Origin of the sequence: Sporolactobacillus inulinus (assembly GCF_006539285.1) — a bacterium.
Lineage (GTDB): Bacteria > Bacillota > Bacilli > Bacillales > Sporolactobacillaceae > Sporolactobacillus > Sporolactobacillus inulinus.
Window position 1 is genome coordinate 1 of sequence record NZ_BJMS01000031.1, and the last position, 19265, is coordinate 19265.

General features: G+C 47.5%; 17 protein-coding genes and 1 tRNA gene. 16 read left to right on the forward strand and 2 right to left on the reverse strand.

Translation table 11 applies throughout. The features are described from left to right. Positions 1-392: 392 nt before the first annotated feature. From SIN01_RS06040 to SIN01_RS06110, 15 genes are all read left to right on the forward strand, one after another. Positions 393-1589 (forward strand): cell division protein, encoded by a 1197-nt coding sequence (locus SIN01_RS06040; RefSeq protein ID WP_010026431.1) that lies wholly within the window; start codon positions 393-395, stop codon positions 1587-1589. A 340-nt stretch (positions 1590-1929) separates the two neighbouring features. Then, positions 1930-2220 (forward strand): AbrB/MazE/SpoVT family DNA-binding domain-containing protein, encoded by a 291-nt coding sequence (locus SIN01_RS06045; protein WP_010026433.1) that lies wholly within the window; start codon positions 1930-1932, stop codon positions 2218-2220. A gap of 356 nt (positions 2221-2576) precedes the next feature. Beyond that, positions 2577-4547: an excinuclease ABC subunit UvrB gene (gene uvrB, locus SIN01_RS06050; RefSeq protein WP_010026434.1), complete on the forward strand. Its 1971-nt coding sequence runs from the start codon at positions 2577-2579 to the stop codon at positions 4545-4547. A gap of 7 nt (positions 4548-4554) precedes the next feature. Next, complete coding sequence (uvrA, locus tag SIN01_RS06055) at positions 4555-7434, forward strand: excinuclease ABC subunit UvrA (protein WP_010026435.1); 2880 nt, start codon at positions 4555-4557, stop codon at positions 7432-7434. A 97-nt stretch (positions 7435-7531) separates the two neighbouring features. Then, a complete protein-coding gene (locus SIN01_RS06060) occupies positions 7532-7723 on the forward strand; it encodes a PspC domain-containing protein (RefSeq protein WP_010026437.1) in 192 nt (63 codons plus the stop codon). Next, positions 7720-8106: a phage holin family protein gene (locus SIN01_RS06065; protein ID WP_010026438.1), complete on the forward strand. Its 387-nt coding sequence runs from the start codon at positions 7720-7722 to the stop codon at positions 8104-8106. Before SIN01_RS06060 ends, SIN01_RS06065 begins: the two co-directional genes overlap by 4 nt. 307 nt (positions 8107-8413) lie before the next feature. Further along, positions 8414-9337, forward strand: a complete 924-nt coding sequence (gene hprK, locus SIN01_RS06070; RefSeq protein ID WP_010024799.1) for an HPr(Ser) kinase/phosphatase — start codon at positions 8414-8416, stop codon at positions 9335-9337. 25 nt (positions 9338-9362) lie between these two features. Continuing rightward, the gene (lgt, locus tag SIN01_RS06075; RefSeq protein ID WP_010024801.1) at positions 9363-10172 is read left to right on the forward strand and encodes a prolipoprotein diacylglyceryl transferase; all 810 of its coding nucleotides are present in this window, start codon (positions 9363-9365) and stop codon (positions 10170-10172) included. A gap of 78 nt (positions 10173-10250) precedes the next feature. Further along, positions 10251-10904, forward strand: coding sequence for a pyrophosphatase PpaX (ppaX, locus tag SIN01_RS06080; RefSeq protein WP_010024803.1), 654 nt, complete (start codon positions 10251-10253; stop codon positions 10902-10904). Positions 10905-11150: 246 nt separating this feature from the next. Then, entirely contained in the window at positions 11151-12656 is a 1506-nt protein-coding gene (locus SIN01_RS06085) for a tetratricopeptide repeat protein (protein WP_010024805.1), read from the forward strand. 175 nt (positions 12657-12831) lie between these two features. Next, positions 12832-13821 carry a thioredoxin-disulfide reductase gene (trxB, locus tag SIN01_RS06090; protein WP_174842580.1) on the forward strand — a complete coding sequence of 330 codons (990 nt, stop codon included), beginning with the start codon at positions 12832-12834 and terminating at the stop codon, positions 13819-13821. Positions 13822-14201: 380 nt separating this feature from the next. After that, entirely contained in the window at positions 14202-15068 is an 867-nt protein-coding gene (gene rapZ, locus SIN01_RS06095) for an RNase adapter RapZ (RefSeq protein ID WP_039745416.1), read from the forward strand. A 5-nt stretch (positions 15069-15073) separates the two neighbouring features. Further along, entirely contained in the window at positions 15074-16036 is a 963-nt protein-coding gene (mgfK, locus tag SIN01_RS06100) for a gluconeogenesis morphogenetic factor MgfK (RefSeq protein ID WP_010024810.1), read from the forward strand. A 17-nt stretch (positions 16037-16053) separates the two neighbouring features. Continuing rightward, positions 16054-16992 (forward strand): DNA-binding protein WhiA, encoded by a 939-nt coding sequence (gene whiA, locus SIN01_RS06105; protein ID WP_010024811.1) that lies wholly within the window; start codon positions 16054-16056, stop codon positions 16990-16992. Between the two features lie 35 nt (positions 16993-17027). Further along, complete coding sequence (locus SIN01_RS06110; RefSeq protein ID WP_010024812.1) at positions 17028-17297, forward strand: HPr family phosphocarrier protein; 270 nt, start codon at positions 17028-17030, stop codon at positions 17295-17297. 50 nt (positions 17298-17347) lie between these two features. Here the strand turns inward: SIN01_RS06110 and clpP are convergent, their stop codons facing one another. Both clpP and SIN01_RS06120 read right to left on the reverse strand, forming a co-directional pair. After that, positions 17348-17932: an ATP-dependent Clp endopeptidase proteolytic subunit ClpP gene (clpP, locus tag SIN01_RS06115; RefSeq protein WP_010024813.1), complete on the reverse strand. Its 585-nt coding sequence runs from the start codon at positions 17930-17932 to the stop codon at positions 17348-17350. Positions 17933-18354: 422 nt separating this feature from the next. Next, a tRNA-Arg gene (locus SIN01_RS06120) sits at positions 18355-18427 on the reverse strand. Positions 18428-18726: 299 nt separating this feature from the next. Here SIN01_RS06120 and SIN01_RS06125 point away from each other — a divergent pair. Then, positions 18727-19215 (forward strand): CotD family spore coat protein, encoded by a 489-nt coding sequence (locus SIN01_RS06125; RefSeq protein ID WP_010026370.1) that lies wholly within the window; start codon positions 18727-18729, stop codon positions 19213-19215. Positions 19216-19265: the final 50 nt, after the last annotated feature.

The window sequence follows — 19265 nt, forward strand, 5'->3', positions numbered from 1 at the left end:
TGAGGGACCGGTATCATTTTTTAACTATCTCAAATATCCAAGAACCCCTCATTTAGATGCTTGCGCCAGCGGGATCGCGCCCTGTTGATGCGAGCAGCCGCGGCGTCGATGCAATAAAAAGGCATCGATCAACCGCCTTGTGATGAGTCGTGACAAGTCACGCGGCTTATCCTAAGGCCCAAATCTACAGCTGCTTGATCCGGACATGATTGGTTCGTTCATCCTTGTTTTGGAACGGAGAGCGGAAATTCAAAAGAACGGAGTAAAAATTTTCCTTAGGAACAGCGGCAGAGGGTCAACTCATGTATAATTAAAAGAAAGTGCGAGCAGGAATCTGCAAGCTTTTTGTCGAAACATCAAGAAGATTGGATCGAAAGCTGGGGGAATTGGACATGTCGGACATCATCGGATTGATCTTTTCTAGTGTTGCATCATTTTTTATGAATCCGCTGCTTTATTTGCTGATTTTAGCGTTGTTTGCCTACAACGCGCAGCGGGTGCGAAGGGAGCGGTTGTCGTTTCGTGTGAAGGCGTATGGGATGTTCAACACAATTTTTGCAAGCATCATTCCAAGTATTCTGGTTGGCCTTTGCGGGTCGATTGTGCTTGCCGTGACCGGTGCCAGTCTTGCACCCGGTGTGATTGTGCTGCTGTCGCTTGCAACGGCGGCGGTTTTGCTCACCTGTCAGCAGCGGTTGTTGTCGCCGGCCATCGCAGGCGGCGTGACCGTGATTGCAGCTGCCGTGATGCCGGCTTTCCATACACCATATACATTCCTCAATCGTTGGATCGAAGAGATTCATTCGATCGATTATGTGTCATTCGGTCTGTTTCTGACCGTCGCCTTGCTGATGGAGAGTACACTCGTCTTTTTCTGGGGCACGCAGCAGTCCTCTCCTAGATTGATCGGCAATTACCGTGGCGGATTGGTAGGTGCTCACGAAGCTTGCCAATTGTGGATTGCGCCGCTGTTTCTGCTTGTACCGGTTTCCGGGGCGATTCCATCTGTTGGTGCATGGCCGTTTGTGTCAAACGGTTCATCATTCAGTTTAGCACTGTTTCCGCTTGGGGTGGGGATCGCTCAATTAATCACCTACAGCATGCCCCGCCCCGCGGTACGTCAATCGGCACTCTGGATGCTGGCGACAGCAGGCGTTATGGCCGCTTTTGTCGGAGCAGCATTATTCTTGCATCAATCGATTTTTATTGTTCTTGGCGGAGCTGTCGTTCTGATTAGCCGGCTTACTTTGGTTTGGTATCACCACCATTTGCGCCAGACCCGGCCGTTCTATTTCTTAATGCCGAACCGAGGACTGCGCGTGATTGGTGCCGTTCCGCATTCCCTTGGGAAACGGATGGGCATTGTACCCGGTGAAGAAATTTTACGCGTCAATGATTTGGAAGTGAGCAGCGTTTCGGAATTCTATGAAGCATTGCAGAAGCATGGCGCGTACTGTAAGCTTGAGGTGTTTGATCGGTTCGGAGAGCAGCGGTTTGTTAAAGGAGCAATTCACGAGAATGATAACTTTAAGATCGGTTTGCTCTTTCTAGAGAGAGATGAATGGAATATGCAGGCAAAAGACAAATAGTCGGTCCGAATCTCGAAAAGTATAACAGAAGCAATACGTTCAGAAATAGAAGAAAGCTTTTTAGCGTAACGTCCGAATTCATGCTTTCGGGAAGGTTTTGCCACAGTTCTTGGGGCATGAGCTTATTTCTGACCGAGTTGTTTCCATTTTTTGATCGATCAATGTAAAATAGTTACTGAACTTGAAGCACGCTGAAAAAATGTGAGCGTTTCACTTATTTTGCAAATCTGTGTGTTTATGAAAAAATACCGGTGTCTCTGATGCGTCGTGCAACATAAGATGGTGCTATAATTGGGCATAGGCTCTGTATGAAACAATGTCTGAGAGGAGGAATCCTGGAATGAAATCAACAGGGATTGTACGGAAGGTTGATGAATTGGGACGTGTTGTCATCCCGATTGAGTTAAGGAGAACGATGAATATTAAAGAGGGCGACCCTTTGGAAATATTCACAGAAGATGAGCGAATCATCTTTAAAAAATATGTGCCGAATATGGCATGCCAGATTACGAATGAAGTTTCACCGGATAATTTGGTTCTTGCAAACGGCAAGCTCGTTTTGAGCCGCAAAGCTGCGAAAAATGTGGTTCAAGAGATCGAGCGTTATATAGGCGAAGACATCAAGCCTTAATCCGACTTTCTAAAACTTCCATGGCACCGCGCCATGGAAGTTTTCTAGTTTCAAATGAATCAACTGATCCCTTGATTTTATACGAGAAGCGTGCAGATGCTCATTTTTCATCGAAGTTTGCGCATTCCCAGGACGGAGTAATGCGCTATTCGACACTCTTTGCACGGGTATCGTCTCTACTGATGCGAAAAAGTCGAGAGGACGATTCACCCACAAACTGGGAATGTCCGTTCGCATTTTGCTGTTATTTTCTCATACAGTTATGCTATAATTTAGGAAAGATTTTTTCTAATGGAGACGAATCATACATTTTTTCGCTTAAATAGATAGAACAGAGAAGATTGGAGGACAGTGGTATGGATTTTCAGCTTGAGTCCCGTTTCAAACCGCAAGGCGACCAGCCGGAAGCGATTGATGCCTTGGTTCACGGCATCGAGCACGGTGAAAAGCACCAGACCTTGCTTGGGGCAACAGGAACCGGTAAGACCTTCACGATGTCGAATGTGATCGCGCGCGTGAAGAAGCCGACACTGGTCATTGCTCATAACAAAACGCTGGCCGGTCAGCTGTACAACGAGTTCAAGGAATTCTTCCCGAATAATGCGGTCGAATACTTTGTCAGTTACTACGATTATTACCAGCCGGAAGCGTATATCCCGCAAACCGACACGTATATCGAAAAAGATTCAAGCATTAACGATGAAATCGATAAATTGCGTCACTCGGCGACAAGTGCACTGTTTGAGCGCCGTGATGTAATCATCGTAGCCAGCGTGTCCTGCATCTACGGTTTAGGTTCTCCGGAAGAGTACGGATCGCTCGTTCTGTCGCTGCGTCCGGGCATGGAGAAAGAACGTGATGCAATGCTGCGCCAGCTGGTCGATATTCAGTACACACGCAACGATATTAACTTTACACGTGGGACTTTTCGCGTGCGCGGCGATGTCGTCGAGATTTTTCCGGCCTCACGCGACGATCACTGCATCCGGGTTGAATTTTTCGGCGATGAGATCGACCGGTTGACGGAAATGGATCCGATGACCGGCGAGATCGTCGGCGAACGCGATCACGTGGCCATCTATCCGGCATCGCACTTCGTTACCGGTCAGGAAAAAATGAAACGTGCGATTGTCAATATTCAGAAAGAGCTTGATGAGCGTTTGAAGGTGCTCAACGACAACGGCAAACTTCTGGAAGCGCAGCGCCTGGAGCAGCGGACGCGTTATGACTTGGAAATGATGGAGGAAGTCGGTTTCTGCTCAGGCATCGAGAACTATTCGCGCCATCTGACCTTCCGGAAACCGGGTGAATCGCCCTATACCTTGATCGACTATTTTCCAAAAGATTTCCTGATTATGGTTGATGAATCGCATGCGACCCTGCCGCAAATCCGTGCCATGTACAACGGTGACCAGGCACGTAAAAATGTGCTTGTCGACCATGGATTCCGGCTGCCTTCGGCGAAAGACAACCGGCCGCTGAAATTCGAAGAGTTCGAGGAACGGATTCATCAGATCGTTTATGTTTCGGCGACACCGGCAGATTATGAGCTGGAACATTCCGGCAAGCCGATCGAACAGATTATCCGGCCAACCGGGTTGCTTGATCCGGAAATTGAGATTCGGCCGATCAAAGGCCAGATTGACGATCTCTATGATGAAATCAATTTGCGAATTAAGAAAAAAGAACGTGTGCTTGTGACAACACTGACGAAAAAGATGGCCGAAAACCTAACCGATTATCTGAAAGGGATGGGCATTAAGGTCAACTACCTGCATTCGGAAATTAAGACGTTGCAGCGCATTGAAATCATTCGCGATCTCAGACGGGGCGAGTTTGATGTGCTTGTCGGCATCAACTTGCTTCGTGAAGGCTTGGACATTCCGGAAGTATCGCTTGTCGCAATCCTGGATGCCGATAAGGAGGGCTTCTTACGTTCGGAGCGATCCTTGATTCAGACGATTGGCCGTGCAGCCCGTAATGCAAATGGACGCGTGATCATGTATGCTGATCACATCACCGATTCGATGCGTATGGCAATGGATGAGACGGCACGGCGCCGCAAAATCCAAACTGAATTTAATGAAGCCCATCATATCACACCGAAAACGATTCAAAAGGCGATTCCTGAACTGATTAAGGCCACCTATGAAGTGGAAAAGAAAGAAGATACAGGCAAAAAGAAAAAGAAGAAAATGACGAAGAGTGAACGCAATAAAGCGATCATCAGTATTGAAAAAGAGATGAAGCAAGCAGCGAAGGCACTCGATTTTGAACGCGCCGCCGAACTCAGAGACGCGCTCTATGAATTGAAAGCGGAGGGATAACGCGCACATGGTACTTGAGAATATTGTTGTTAAAGGCGCACGCGAACACAATTTAAAAAATGTCAACGTCACCATACCTCGGGATAAAATGGTCGTGATTACCGGTCTGTCGGGGTCCGGAAAATCATCGCTGGCCTTCGATACGATCTATGCAGAAGGGCAGCGCCGTTATGTAGAATCGCTGTCCGCCTATGCGCGCCAGTTTCTCGGTCAGTCGAATAAACCGGATGTAGATGCGATTGAGGGCTTGTCACCGGCGATTTCCATTGATCAGAAAACGACATCGCACAACCCACGTTCCACCGTGGGCACCGTAACGGAGATCTATGATTATATGCGGCTCCTCTATGCGCGCATTGGGCATCCCTATTGCCCAAAACACGGGGTCGAGATCACCTCACAGACGATTGAACAGATGGTCGATCGAATCATGGAGTACCCGGAACGGACGAAGCTGCAAATTCTGGCCCCGATCGTTTCCGGAAGAAAAGGCGCTCATGTGAAAACACTTGAAGAAATCAAGAAAAAAGGTTATGTCCGTGTTCGCGTTGATGGTGAAATGCGCGAGGTTGCCGAAGAGATTCAGCTTGAGAAAAATAAAAAGCACACCATTGATGTCGTAATCGATCGAATTGTTGTCAAGGCGAACGTCCAGGGACGACTTGCCGATTCGCTCGAAGCGGCGACGAAGCTGACCGACGGCCGTGTTGTGGTTGACATTATCGGCGGCGAAGAACTGCTTTTTTCCGAACAGTTCTCCTGCCCGTATTGTGGGTTCTCCATTGGGGAGCTTGAACCGCGCCTTTTCTCGTTCAACAGCCCGTTCGGTGCCTGCCCGGATTGTGATGGATTAGGCTCACGTATGGAAGTCGATCCTGATCTGGTGATCCCCGACCGCTCGAAAACATTGTCCGAAGGAGCGATTATTGCTTGGGAGCCGACAAGTTCGCAATATTACCCGCAGCTGCTGAAATCGGCGTGCGCTCATTTTGGCATTGAGATGAACAAGCCGGTTGAGAAGCTGCCAAAGGACAAGCTGAATCTGCTCCTGTATGGGTCCGGTACGGATCGCATTCATTTTCACTATGAGAATGAGTTCGGTGATGTACGGGACAAGGATATGTATTTCGAAGGAGTGATCAACAACATCGGCCGCCGCTATCGGGAAACCGGTTCCGACTACATCCGTGAACAGATGTCGGAATACATGATGCACAAGGCATGCCCAACCTGTCACGGTCACCGGCTCCGTCCGGAAGCTCTGTCAGTTAAGATCGGTGAAAAGAGTATCAGCGAAGTAACCGAGATGCCGATTCGTGAGATGCTGACTTTTTTCGATAAACTCGAACTAACAGAGAAGGAACAGACGATTGCGCGGCTGATCTTGCGTGAAATTAGGCAGAGAACAAAATTCCTGATCGATGTCGGCTTAGATTATTTGACGCTCGGCCGAGCAGCGGGTACGCTATCCGGCGGCGAAGCGCAGCGGATTCGGCTGGCGACGCAAATCGGTTCCCAGTTGATGGGTGTCCTCTACATTTTGGATGAACCGTCGATCGGTCTGCATCAGCGTGACAATGATCGACTGATTCATTCGCTGCTTGGCATGCGCGATCTTGGCAATACCTTGATTGTTGTCGAGCATGACGAGGATACAATGCGTGCCTGCGACTATATTATTGATGTAGGACCGGGTGCGGGAGAACATGGCGGACAGATCACGGCCCAGGGAACACCTGAGGAAATTATGCAAAATCAGCATTCTTTGACCGGTGCTTATCTTTCGGGACGCAAATTCATCCCGATTCCGGTCAAACGGAGAAAAACAAGCAAACGAGCAATTAAGGTTATTGGTGCCAAGGAAAACAACTTGAAGAATGTATCGGTCACCTTCCCGCTCGGCGTGATGACCGTTGTGACCGGGGTTTCCGGATCTGGAAAGAGTACACTCGTTAACGAGGTGCTGTTTAAGGCACTTGCTCAGAAGCTGCACGGCCGGCGTGATTTGCCTGGTGAGTACCGGCAAATTAAAGGGGTTGAAGAGCTGGATCGCGTCATTCAAATCGATCAAGCACCGATTGGACGAACCCCGCGCTCAAATCCGGCAACCTACACCGGTGTCTTCGATATGATTCGCGAAGTCTTTGCAGCAACGAATGAAGCCAAGGTGCGCGGCTATAAGAAAGGTCGTTTCAGCTTTAACATTAAAGGCGGGCGCTGTGAGGCATGCAGCGGCGACGGCATTATTAAAATTGAAATGCACTTTTTGCCTGACGTTTACGTGCCTTGCGAGGTTTGCCACGGAAAACGGTATAATCGTGAAACACTCGATGTAACCTATAAAGGAAAAACGATCGCCGATGTCCTTGATATGACCGTTGAAGAAGGTATGGAATTTTTCAAAAATGTACCGCGCATTAAGCGCAGACTGAAGCCACTCTTCGACGTCGGACTCGGCTATATTCGTCTCGGCCAGCCGGCGACTACGTTGTCCGGTGGTGAAGCGCAGCGTGTCAAGCTTGCGTCGCAGCTTTATCGCCGAACAAAGGGGCGTGCGTTGTATATCCTTGATGAACCGACAACGGGGCTTCATATGGATGATATCTCGCGTTTGCTCGATGTGCTACAAGCGCTGGTCGACAGCGGCGACAGTGTATTGATTATTGAGCATAATCTTGATGTGATCAAATGTGCCGATTACTTGATCGATCTTGGTCCCGAAGGCGGAAACGGCGGTGGAACTATCGTTGCGACCGGAACACCGGAACAGATTGCTGCAGTTGAGGAATCCTACACGGGTCGTTACTTAAAGCCGGTACTGGAACGGGATCATGCACGCATGGACAAACAGCTGCACGCGCAGCAGCAAGTGGCTGAAAAGGCTTAAATGCAAAGCGAACTTTTCTTGAGCAACATCTCTTCTTGTCGAAAGGCATGAGCTAAGGGTATAGTTGAATAGGATATCAATGGCGGGAGGAATACTGATGCAAAAAAGGCTCTATAAATCTTCGGATAGTAAAATACTGAGCGGCGTTCTTGGCGGGATTGGTGAGTACTTTAATGTGGATCCAACCTTGGTTCGGCTCGGCTTTGTTGTACTCACGCTGGTAACGGCCTTTTTTCCATGCCTGATCGGTTATTTTATTGCTTATCTAATTATACCTGAGAGAGTGTGACGCAATTGTTTAAAAACTGGCTCGCAAAGATCTTGCTTAACGTCATCATCAATATGGTGATTCTGATGACCCTTGCTGGATATTTGCATACGATGGTGCATATTTCCGGCGTTGGCGCAGCCTTGGCGGCCAGCTTGATCTTATCGTTTCTGAATCTATTTATCCGACCGGTACTGCTTCTTCTTGCTTTGCCGGCGACGATTTTGACTTTAGGATTTTTTATTTTTGTGGTGAACGCACTGATGCTGGAACTCACCGCAATGATTATGGGCTCGGCATTTGAACTTGATGGCTTTGGCAGTGCCTTGATTGTCGCAATCATTATGGCATTCTGTCAGCTCATCATTCAGAACTTTATGATCAAACCCATGCGACGCGATTAAGGCGCCGCATTATTTTTTTCCGTGAACGCTATTGTTTATGCCTCTGTTTTCGTAATGGATTGATTCTATGGTAAAATAAAGAAAAAAAGAAATCAGATCAGGTGAGATGCCTGGTTCATGAATAACCCTGAGCGCGCGCCGGAACGACCCCCCGGCGCAATTCGAGTGAGAAACGGAGGATTCTTTGCGCTCCGGTATGTACGCCTTGCCCGGCGGAGTTTATGCTTTTTGAACGCAGGTCGCTCTGATTGTTGGAGGCGTGATGATGAAAGAACAGCGGACGTGTTCCGGCGGCAAAATGACGACGATGAATAAAGTACGTGTACACGAACTCATTGAACATTTTGATTTTAAGTTGGTCAGCGGCAAAGAAGGCGTTAACCGATCGATTATTGTCAGTGATATTTCTCGTCCCGGTCTGGAAATTGCCGGTTATTTTACCTATTATCCGAGAAGAAGGCTGCAGCTGCTTGGTCGAACGGAACTCTCGTTCTTTAATGAGCTGAGTATGGATGAACGTTACAAGAGAACATCGCAGCTGTGTACGGCGCAGACCCCGTGTATTGTGATTTCGCGGGGAATTGAGGTCCCTGAGGAATTTATCATTTCGTCCAATAAACGTAATGTACCGGTTATTCAGTCGAAGATGCAGACCACGCGCCTGAGCAGTATGATTACCGACTATTTGGAATCGCGTCTTGCGCCAATGACCGCCGTGCATGGTGTTCTGGTCGATGTGTATGGCGTCGGCGTTTTGATCACCGGGGACAGCGGTGTTGGGAAGAGTGAAACGGCACTAGAACTGGTCAAACGCGGCCACCGGCTGGTTGCTGATGATTCTGTTGAAATTCGTCAGCAGGGCGAGTCGGAGCTGATCGGCAGCGCTCCGAACTTGATTCAGCATTTGCTGGAAATTCGCGGGCTCGGGATCATCAATGTGATGACTTTGTTCGGTGCCGGAGCAGTGCGCAGCAATAAAACCGTCTCTATGGTCATTCACTTGGAACTTTGGGATCAAAACAAAGTCTATGATCGTCTTGGACTCGATGAAGAAAAAACGAAATTAATTGATACAGAGGTTCCACGCCTTGTGCTGCCTGTTCGACCCGGACGAAATCTGGCGGTGATTATCGAAGTCGCAGCCATGAATTTCCGATTAAAGAATATGGGCTATCACGCCGCCCAGCAGTTTGCGGATCGACTCAATGACACGCTAAATGACCATGAATGAACGAAAATTTGAGGTGTAACTTATCATGAACGAAAGTATTGAACCGTTAAATCGGTTGGCGATCACACTTGGGCCGCTGCATATTTATTGGTATGGAATTATTATTGCGGCCGGCGCATTGTTTGGGCTGATTCTGGCCATTCGCGAAGGTAAGCGAGTTGGACTTCCTTCCGATGTGTTTACCGATTTGATTCTGTACGCGGCACCGATCGGGATTATTTGTGCCCGGCTTTACTATGTTGCCTTTGAATGGGACTACTACATGGATCACCCCGGAGAAATTATTAAAATCTGGAACGGCGGCATTGCGATCTACGGCGCTTTGATCGGTGCCGTAGTCACCACTGTGATCTTTTGCCGTGTACGCCGTTTACCTTTTTGGAAAGTTGCCGATGTCTGCGCACCAAGCGTGATTCTCGGTCAGGCAATTGGGCGCTGGGGCAACTTCATGAATCAGGAAGCGCATGGCGGACAGACCACGCGTGCCGCACTTGAGCACTTGCATTTGCCGGACTTTATTGTCAACCAAATGTATATTGACGGCGCCTATTACATACCGACCTTTCTTTATGAATCCGTTTGGAATTTGCTTGGCTTTGCACTTTTACTGATCCTTCGCCGAACGGCTGCATTGAAACGCGGAGAACTTTTCATCAGCTATGTCATTTGGTACGCGCTCGGACGCAGTTATATTGAAGGATTGCGTACAGACAGCTTGATGCTGGGGCCGCTGCGCGTTTCACAGTGGCTGTCGCTTGCACTGATTCTTGCAGGGATCGGATTAATCACTTATTGGCGGACGAAACAAAAGGAACGGCCGCGGTACGGTGTTTAACGGCTCTTTCATCACGGTAAGCGAGTAACCGAACCTACTACAAAAAGATCATTCTTTTAGAAGCGGGAGAGTGAACCATTGATAAAAACAGTACTTTTTGATTTAGACGGCACGTTGATTGATACGAATCATTTGATTTTAACGTCTTTTCAATACACGTTGGACAAATATTTTCCAGGGCAATACAAACGACAGGACTTGATCCCGTTTATTGGTGAATCGCTGGAGACCAGTTTTCACTCCGTCAGTCCTCAGCTTACCCAACAAATGATTGAGGTTTACCGCGACCACAATAGTCGATTTCATGATCAGCTTGTCAAAGCGTTTCCGCATGTACGCAAGACCTTGACCGCCTTAAAAGATGAGGGCTGCCGTCTCGGCGTTGTGTCCACGAAGAAGCGCGACATGGTTGAACGCGGCTTGAACTACACCAAGCTGGCACCATTCTTCGAGACCGTCGTTACAAGCGATGATGTGACGCACCTAAAGCCTGATCCTGAACCGGTGGAACGCGCAATGGATGCTCTGGCCGCACAAACCGATTCAACGATTATGGTTGGCGATAGTCCCGGTGATATTTTAGCAGGGAAAAATGCACAGATTAAAACCGCTGCGGTCGGTTGGTCACTGAAGGGGACAACGATGCTCGAAAAATTGAAGCCCGATTATCTGCTTCATCAAATGGACGATTTGATTTCCATTGTCGTTCGGGCGGGAGCAGCAGTAAAATAACGTATTACAAAACCTGAAGCAGCCGCAGCTTCAGGTTTTTCTGATAGGATGAGCATACGGCGGCAAGCGAGCAGCAGAAGCGTCACTCAAGCTCAAAACCAAGGAATCAACCGCGTTCTGCGAAAATAAGAGCTCCCGCTAAAGGCGTGCATGTCCTGTGCGTAACAAGAATGCACGCAAAGCGGACGAGCAGTTATGCTATAATGGTTCAGTATTTTAATAAAGGCACGGGGGAACTAGGTATTTATGGATGAGAGGAACCGGACAAAGAAAGCACAGGTTATCGATTTTCGCCGCGACGGCGACCTTTTTTATCAAAAAGGGATGACCAGTTTCAGAAAAGGAGATTTTGAACGAGCACGTCACTACTTAGATCGGGCCATTCAATTCAATCCCAATGCGGTTGATTACTTATGCCGCCAAGCGGAGATTCTATCCGAATTGGAAAACTACGAATTATCGAATCGATTACTGAAAAAAGTCGTTTACGAACTCGATTCAAACGTAACCGATTGTTATTTTTTACTTGCCAACAATTACGCCTATCTTGGTGAATTCCAAGACGCTTTAGATGAAATTCAAATCTATTTAACGGTTGAACCAAACGGGACATTCAGGCACGAAGCAGAAGACCTGTACCGGATGCTCAGTTCAGAACTTAAGGAACTGGAGGGGGACGAGAGACCTTACGTGACGGAACATGAGCGCGGGCGCTTGGCTCTGGAACATGGCCATTTTGACGAAGCAGTTCATCATTTTAAGCAGGTGATTGAGGATGAACCGGACTTTCTGGCGGCACAAAATAATCTTTCGATTGCATACTTTTCTATGGGGGATTCGGTACATGCGTTTGATGCGGTCAAGCGCGTGCTGCAGAAGGACCCGGGAAATATTCATGCGTTGTGCAACTTGGCTACATTCTTTGATCAGCTTGGCCAGCAGAAGGAACGGGCTGCGGTTGTGGCGGTTCTAGGCCGGTTGTATCCCATTTATCCGGAGCATTGCGGCAAGCTGGGTTCTACCTATCTATTGATTGGAGAAGATCAGAAAGCATATCAATGGCTGAATGTTGCGGAGAAACGCGGCGTTCATCGCGATCAAGTTTTTTATTATTGGACGGCACTGGCGGCTTATCGCTGCGGTAATCTGGAAAGCGCACGCAAACACTGGCGCCGTGCCGACTACTTTAGTGATAAACCGTTTCACCCGTTTAAATACAACAAAATTCAGGATATGATGTTTGAGGCGGATGCTTCGGAAAACTTCATGGTGAAGGATCTCATCCGCAACGAATTGAAGGGTGAGGAAGAAGCCTATCGGTTGTTTGCACTCTTTTACGCAGCAGCGCATCAGATGGACGATGTACTGTCTGAATCTGCTCGGCGTGCACAGTCATCGGAAATAAAGCGTATGGCCGTACGGATCATCAGCGAGACCCAATCCGGAGTTCGTGATGCGAACGTGCAAATCATGCGCGAAGTGGAGCAGCTTGCCGGCGGACAAAAGGAAGCGATGAAGCATCCTGAACTTTACAGGTTCTGGGCGGTGATCGACGCAATGACCACGGCTTCGGAAAGCGACATAAAGGGCTGGGCAGCCGCATTGATTTACCTCTGGAATAAAGAATGCGGCAAGGCAGTTACTCAGAAAAAAGTTGCAGAAGAAGCCGGAACAACCGTATATCGACTGCGAAAACAAATTCATGAATTATCCTGTGCACTAAGAACGAAATGGGATACGACGCCGCAATAAGGCAATAACAAGATCTGAGCAATTTTCTGGACTTTGATGTCTTCATTCTTTAGCATAGAATTATCAGACGAGTAGATAATAATTATTATAATTAAAAATTCATTTTTTAAGTAAAAAAAGAGTGGCGGTTCGCTGAGCCGATCCTAAATTCTCAATATTTTTGGCGCATTGGTAAATGATACTCATAATCTTGTTAAGGAAGGAATGTGTGACATTGACAGAAGAACAGAAAATTTATGATGTAGTGATTGCGGGGGCAGGTCCTGCCGGGATGACTGCAGCTGTCTATGCGGCAAGAGCAAATATGTCGGTGTTAATGATTGAACGGGGAATTCCGGGCGGCCAGATGGCAAATACGGAAGCAGTTGAAAATTACCCGGGCTTCGAATCTATACTCGGACCGGATCTATCAAATAAAATGTTTGAACATGCAAAGAAATTCGGCGCTGAATATGCGTATGGAGACATTAAGAAGATTATTAACGGGGACGATTACAAAACGATTGACTGCGGCAGCAAGCAGTATTTGGCGCGTACGGTCATCGTGACGACGGGAGCCGAATACCGCAAACTCGGCGTTCCTGGTGAAACGGAACTAGCCGGACGCGGCGTCTCGTATTGCGCGGTTTGCGATGGGGCGTTCTTTAAGGGCAAGAAGCTGGCGGTCATCGGTGGCGGCGATTCAGCAGTTGAAGAGGGAACCTACTTGACCCGATTTGCATCCAGCGTGACGGTTATTCACCGACGTGATCAGTTACGTGCGCAGAAGATTCTTCAAGACCGCGCGTTCAATAATGAGAAAGTTGACTTTTTGTGGGATACGATCTGTACGAAAATCAACGGTACAGGTGGAAAAGTATCCAGTCTGACGCTGCAAAATAAGAAAACAAGTGAAGAGAGCGACTTTTCGGTTGACGGTGTATTTATCTATGTTGGTATGAATCCGTTGACTCATGCGGTGAAGGACTTGGGTATCGTGGATGACCAAGGCTATATCGTGACGAATGAAAAGATGGAAACAAGCATTCCAGGCATTTTTGCTGCCGGCGATGTGCGCCAAAAAGAATTGCGTCAAATCGTTACGGCAACCGGCGATGGAAGCATTGCTGCGGAAAACGCTCAGAAGTATGTTGAAAAACTTAAGGATGCATCCACAGTAAAATAAGCATGTAGTCTATGCCTTTAGTCATGATGCAAAAGTGAAGTTTGTGCGTTGATTTTATCCTTGTTTAATTCTCGTGTAATCTTTATGCAATGAAAGAAGTTTATGATAGGGATATGAGATTGACCCCCCTTTTTATATATATCAATTGATGTTACGGCTCGCGCAGCAAGGCGGTGCCGTATTTTTTTGTATCATGAATCATTTTTAAGCATCTATTGGTTTTGTAGGCGTCTATTTCATGAGCATAATCGTATGCCGGTAATTTGTCCCACCACACTGCTACCTGAATCTTTCTATTTCGAGTATAATAAGGAGTAGTGAATACGGCGCGAAACGCTCGCATGGTTCATGAAAAATTGATCGGTGGGGATGGATGCAACATGAAGGATATTCAAGTAGTCATTATAACGGGTATGTCGGGTGCGGGAAAAACAATTGCTACCCGCATTTTTGAGGACTTGGGTTACTTCTGCATCGATAATCTGCCGCCAACCTTGCTTCCTAAATTTATTGATCTCATCGAAGATTCGGATTCTGAGAAATTGAATAAGCTGGCTCTTGTTATGGATCTGCGCGGCGGCACTTTTTTCGACTCACTGTTCGAATCGCTTGATTCATTTAGCAAGTCGGATAAAATCAAACCAAAGATTCTTTTTCTCGACGCGAAAGATGAGGTACTGGTGCATCGCTACAAAGAGACGCGGCGCTCGCACCCGCTCTCGCCGAAGAGTCGGCCTATTGAAGGGATTCGTGCTGAGCGCAAAAAGTTGGAAGAAGTCAAAGGCCTTGCGCAATACTATATAGATACAACAGATATGAAGCCGCGGGAACTTCGCGATACCATCGTTCAGGAATTTGCTAAAGAAACCGAGACGTTTCGTGTCAATCTGCTCTCATTCGGATTTAAATACGGACTGCCGATTGATGCCGATCTTGTTTTTGATGTCCGTTTTCTTCCAAATCCCTATTATGTGAAGCATATGCGTGAACGAACAGGGCTGGATGCCGATATCTCTGAGTATGTACTGAAATGGTCGGAGACGAAGCAGTTCCTGACGAAACTTATGGATCTGCTTCAATTCATGATTCCGCAGTACAAGCGCGAAGGCAAGGGACAGCTGGTGATTGCGATCGGCTGTACGGGCGGCAAACACCGGTCGGTTGCACTGACCGAATGGATTGCCAAAAAACTTTCCGGAGACTTCCCGACCAATGTGTCGCACCGGGATATGGAGAGAGGATCATAATTCGAATGACAGAGCGAAAAAAAATTGTTGCGATCGGCGGCGGTACCGGTCTTCCGGCTGTACTTCGCGGATTGAAAAAGTATCCGGTGGATATCACTGCGATCGTGACTGTTGCGGATGACGGAGGCAGTAGCGGGAAACTGAGAAACGAACTGCAGATCCCCCCTCCCGGCGATATTCGCAATGTCCTTGTTTCCTTGTCGGATGTTGAACCCATGTTTCAGCAGCTCCTTCAGCATCGTTTCAAAACCGGCAGTGGACTTAACGGCCATTCCTTAGGCAATCTCTTGATTGCTGCACTGACGTCGATTACTGGAGACTTTGTAAAAGGTGTGCGCGAGTTGAGCCGTATTCTCAATGTGCACGGTCAAGTGCTGCCTGCAGCCGATCAGATGATAGCTCTTGGCGCATTGATGAGTGACGGAAGCATTGTTGAAGGTGAATCACAAATTACCGAAGCAAACAAGAAAATTGAACATGTATTTATTAAACCGGCGGATATTCATCCGCTTCCGGAAAGTATTCGCGCCATTCGTGAAGCGGAAATGATTACGTTCGGTCCGGGCAGCTTATTTACGAGCGTGATCCCCAATCTGCTTGTTCCGGATTTGGCTGAGGAAATTGTACGTTCAAAGGCACGCAAGGTTTATGTGTGCAACGTGATGACGCAAAAAGGAGAAACCGACCATTTTACCGCGTCGCAGCATATTAAGGCCATTCATCGTCATGTGCCGTCGCTGTCCATCGATACAATCATCGTCAACAGCCGGCCGATTAAAGTTGATTTGTTGAAGCGCTATGCAGCTGAGGATTCGGAACCGGTACAAATTGACTGGAGAGAATTAAATGATCTCGGGATCAACATCATTCATGCACCGCTGATTAAAACAGTCGGCGGTGTCGTCCGTCATGACGAGGCAATGGTTGGACGCATGCTCATGTCTTTAACCATGGAGAAAAAAGTGTAAGATTTGGAGGTATGGGCATGTCATTTGCCGCTGAAACCAAAAAAGAATTAACCATGCTTGAGGTGGATGACTGCTGCGCCCGTGCCGAACTTGCGGCACTGACGCGCATGAACGGATTTATCTCGATCCGTAATAAGCGAATTGAACTCGATATCGCAACGGAGAATGCGGCTATTTCTCGCCGCATTTTTCGCTTAATCAAGCAGGTGTATCATTATAAAGTTGAAATTCTTGTGCGCAGAAAGATGCGGCTGAAAAAGAATAATGTTTATATTGTTCGGCTGAAAGAGTCGGCGCGTTCCTTTCTTGAAAATCTGAAAATCATTGATGACACTGGACAGTTCACGCGTGAAATTGCGCTTGACCTCGTTGAAAAGACGTGCTGCAAGCGTGCGTATCTGCGCGGCTCCTTTCTGGCCGGCGGATCGCTGAATCATCCGGAATCTTCCTATCACCTTGAAATCTTTTCAAATTATGAAGAATATACGTATTCTTTGGCTAAACTGATGAATACGTTCAATCTTAATGTCAAAATATTACCGAGAAAGAACGGATACATCATCTACATGAAAGAGGGCGAAAAAATCACCGATTTTCTGAGCATTATCGGCGCAAACAAGGCCTTGTTTTATTTCGAAGATATCCGTATTGTCAAAGATATGCGCAACTCAGTGAACCGGCTGGTCAATTGTGAGACCGCCAACCTCAATAAAACCGTAACTGCTGCGATGCGACAAATGGAAAACATTCGTCTCATCGAGAGAAGCATCGGTTTGGATGAATTGCCGGATAAATTGCGTGAGATTGCCGAGATCCGCTTGAAAAATCCAGACATTACATTAAAAGAACTCGGAGAAATGGTGAACGGCGAACCAATCAGCAAATCCGGGATTAATCACCGCTTTCGCAAAATTGACGCGATTGCCAATCGGATCCGACAAGGTCAAAACGTTTAAGCGCCGTCATTTTCATGAAGGGAGGCAATCCGCGATTGCTGACAAAGAGAGTGACGATCGGGCTTGAAGAAGGCCTTCAGGCGCGTCCTGCGGCACGATTTGTTCAACAGGCTAGCGCGTATCAATCACAGCTGATGATTGAGCGAAACGGTCATGTTGCCAACATGAAAAGCATCATGGGCGTGATGAGCATGGCTCCGGCCTGCGGCGAACAGCTGCTTCTGAAAGCGGAAGGCAGCGATGCAGAGGAAGCACTGAAGACCCTTGCAGCACTTGTTGAAGAAGGAAAAACGATGATTAAATGAGAACGCAAAAAAGATCGGAGCATGTGCCCCGATCTTTTTCTTCTTGCTGCTTATTTTGCTGTGGTCAGTATTTCGTCAATTAACCCGTATTTCTTTGCGTCTTCAGCAGACATGAAGTTGTCGCGGTCGGTGTCGCGAGCAATCACATCATAAGGCTGACCGGTACGTTCTGCGTAGATATGGTTCAGCTTTTCGCGAATACTGATAATCCGTTTTGCGTGAATTTCCATATCCGCCGCCTGTCCCTGCATGCCGCCCAGCGGCTGGTGAATCATAATTTCACTGTTCGGCAGAGCATAGCGCTTGCCGATTTCTCCGGCTGTTAAGAGGAAGCTGCCCATTGAAGCAGCCATTCCGATACAGATGGTCGATACCTTCGGCTTGATGTATTGCATCGTATCAAAGATGGCCATTCCCGCGGTGATGGAACCTCCGGGACTATTAATGTAAATCGAAATGTCTTTTTCTGAATCCTCGGCCGCCAAGAAAAGCAGCTGTGCAACAACAGCGTTGGCAACATTATCGTCAATCGCTGAGCCGAGCATGATGATGCGGTCTTTCAATAACCGTGAGTAGATGTCATACGCGCGTTCGCCGCGATTTGTCTGCTCAATGACTGTAGGTATTAAAGGCATTGAACGAACCCCCTTTTTCCATTGAGAAAGTTATTTTTCCCTTTACCACCATCAATAATACTCTAAAGGTCAACATAGGTCAAATTTAATGAACGGCAATTTGAGCTTGTTTTTAGAAATGCATGACTAAGGAGAAGCATTCACTCATTAATATTAGATAGGCGAGCTTTCTCGTCCTGCTGGATAAATAAAAAAGATCGGGCAAAATACGCCCGGTCTAATCTCCAACCACGTGTGAGGGGCCCGTGTCTTTTCGGTGCCGAATCATCGCTGCGGGGTCTCGCATCAACAGGGTGCGACCGCGAGCGCACCGGATTGACCCGATCCACCAACCGATAAGTGCGGATCCTCTTGATCCCGGGTGTGCCTACTTTCTTTACCTGTAAAAAAAGACCAGCCATTTGGCTGATCTTTTGTCGCAATGCGCTCGAAGGGAGTCGAACCCCCGACACATGGTACCGGAAACCATTGCTCTATCCACTGAGCTACGAGCGCATATCATTCATTCACTGACATTTGTCTATTCTAAGCGATTTGGTTAATTTTTGCAAGCATTATTTTTCGTTTATCCTTTCACGATCGAATAATCACGAATCACGCCATTGAAGACTTCGTTCTTTATCGATTCAAATAGGTCACACGAACACTTAGAATTTGCATCAGCACAATCCGACTGCGGGCTTACTGCCCAAATTTAGGTGAAAAGTCTAAAATTAGGTATTCTCATTAGGGCAACAGGCTACTTCGGTTCATAGGCTATAAGTGTACTTCGATGATGAGGAGGAAAAACAACTATGGAAGTTACACCTTATTCAAATCAAAACCTGCCGAACATGGGCAATCTTGGTCCCGCCGGAAACATGGGAAATGTAGGGAATATGGGCAACATCAGCAATTCGGCGGCTGCACCAAAACCGGATTTTAAGCCGGATTTCAAACCGAGTTTTAAACCTGGATTTAAGCCGGTAGGAAAAGGGAAAGGAAAAGGCGCTTATCCGATGGCAGGGGCGAAAGCAGGTGCCGCACCGGGAAAAACAATTGAAAATACACTGAATTGCCCGCCTACCTCGGGCGGAACGGTTTATGATCCGATGACGGTCAATGTTCAGCACATTTTCAAACCGGTTATTGTTCGCCATATTCACCGTCTGCATACCGTTCGAAAAACGCACTATGTCTTTGAACATCAGCACTTCTATCCGCACACAATGTCGGAAACCTGTGATGAGAAACACTACAATGTACAGTGCGGCAAACCATGCTTCCCTGCACCGCATTGCTGATTGAAAGTTAGCTTCATCACGGATAAGCTTCTTGTACCTCGTACAAGAAG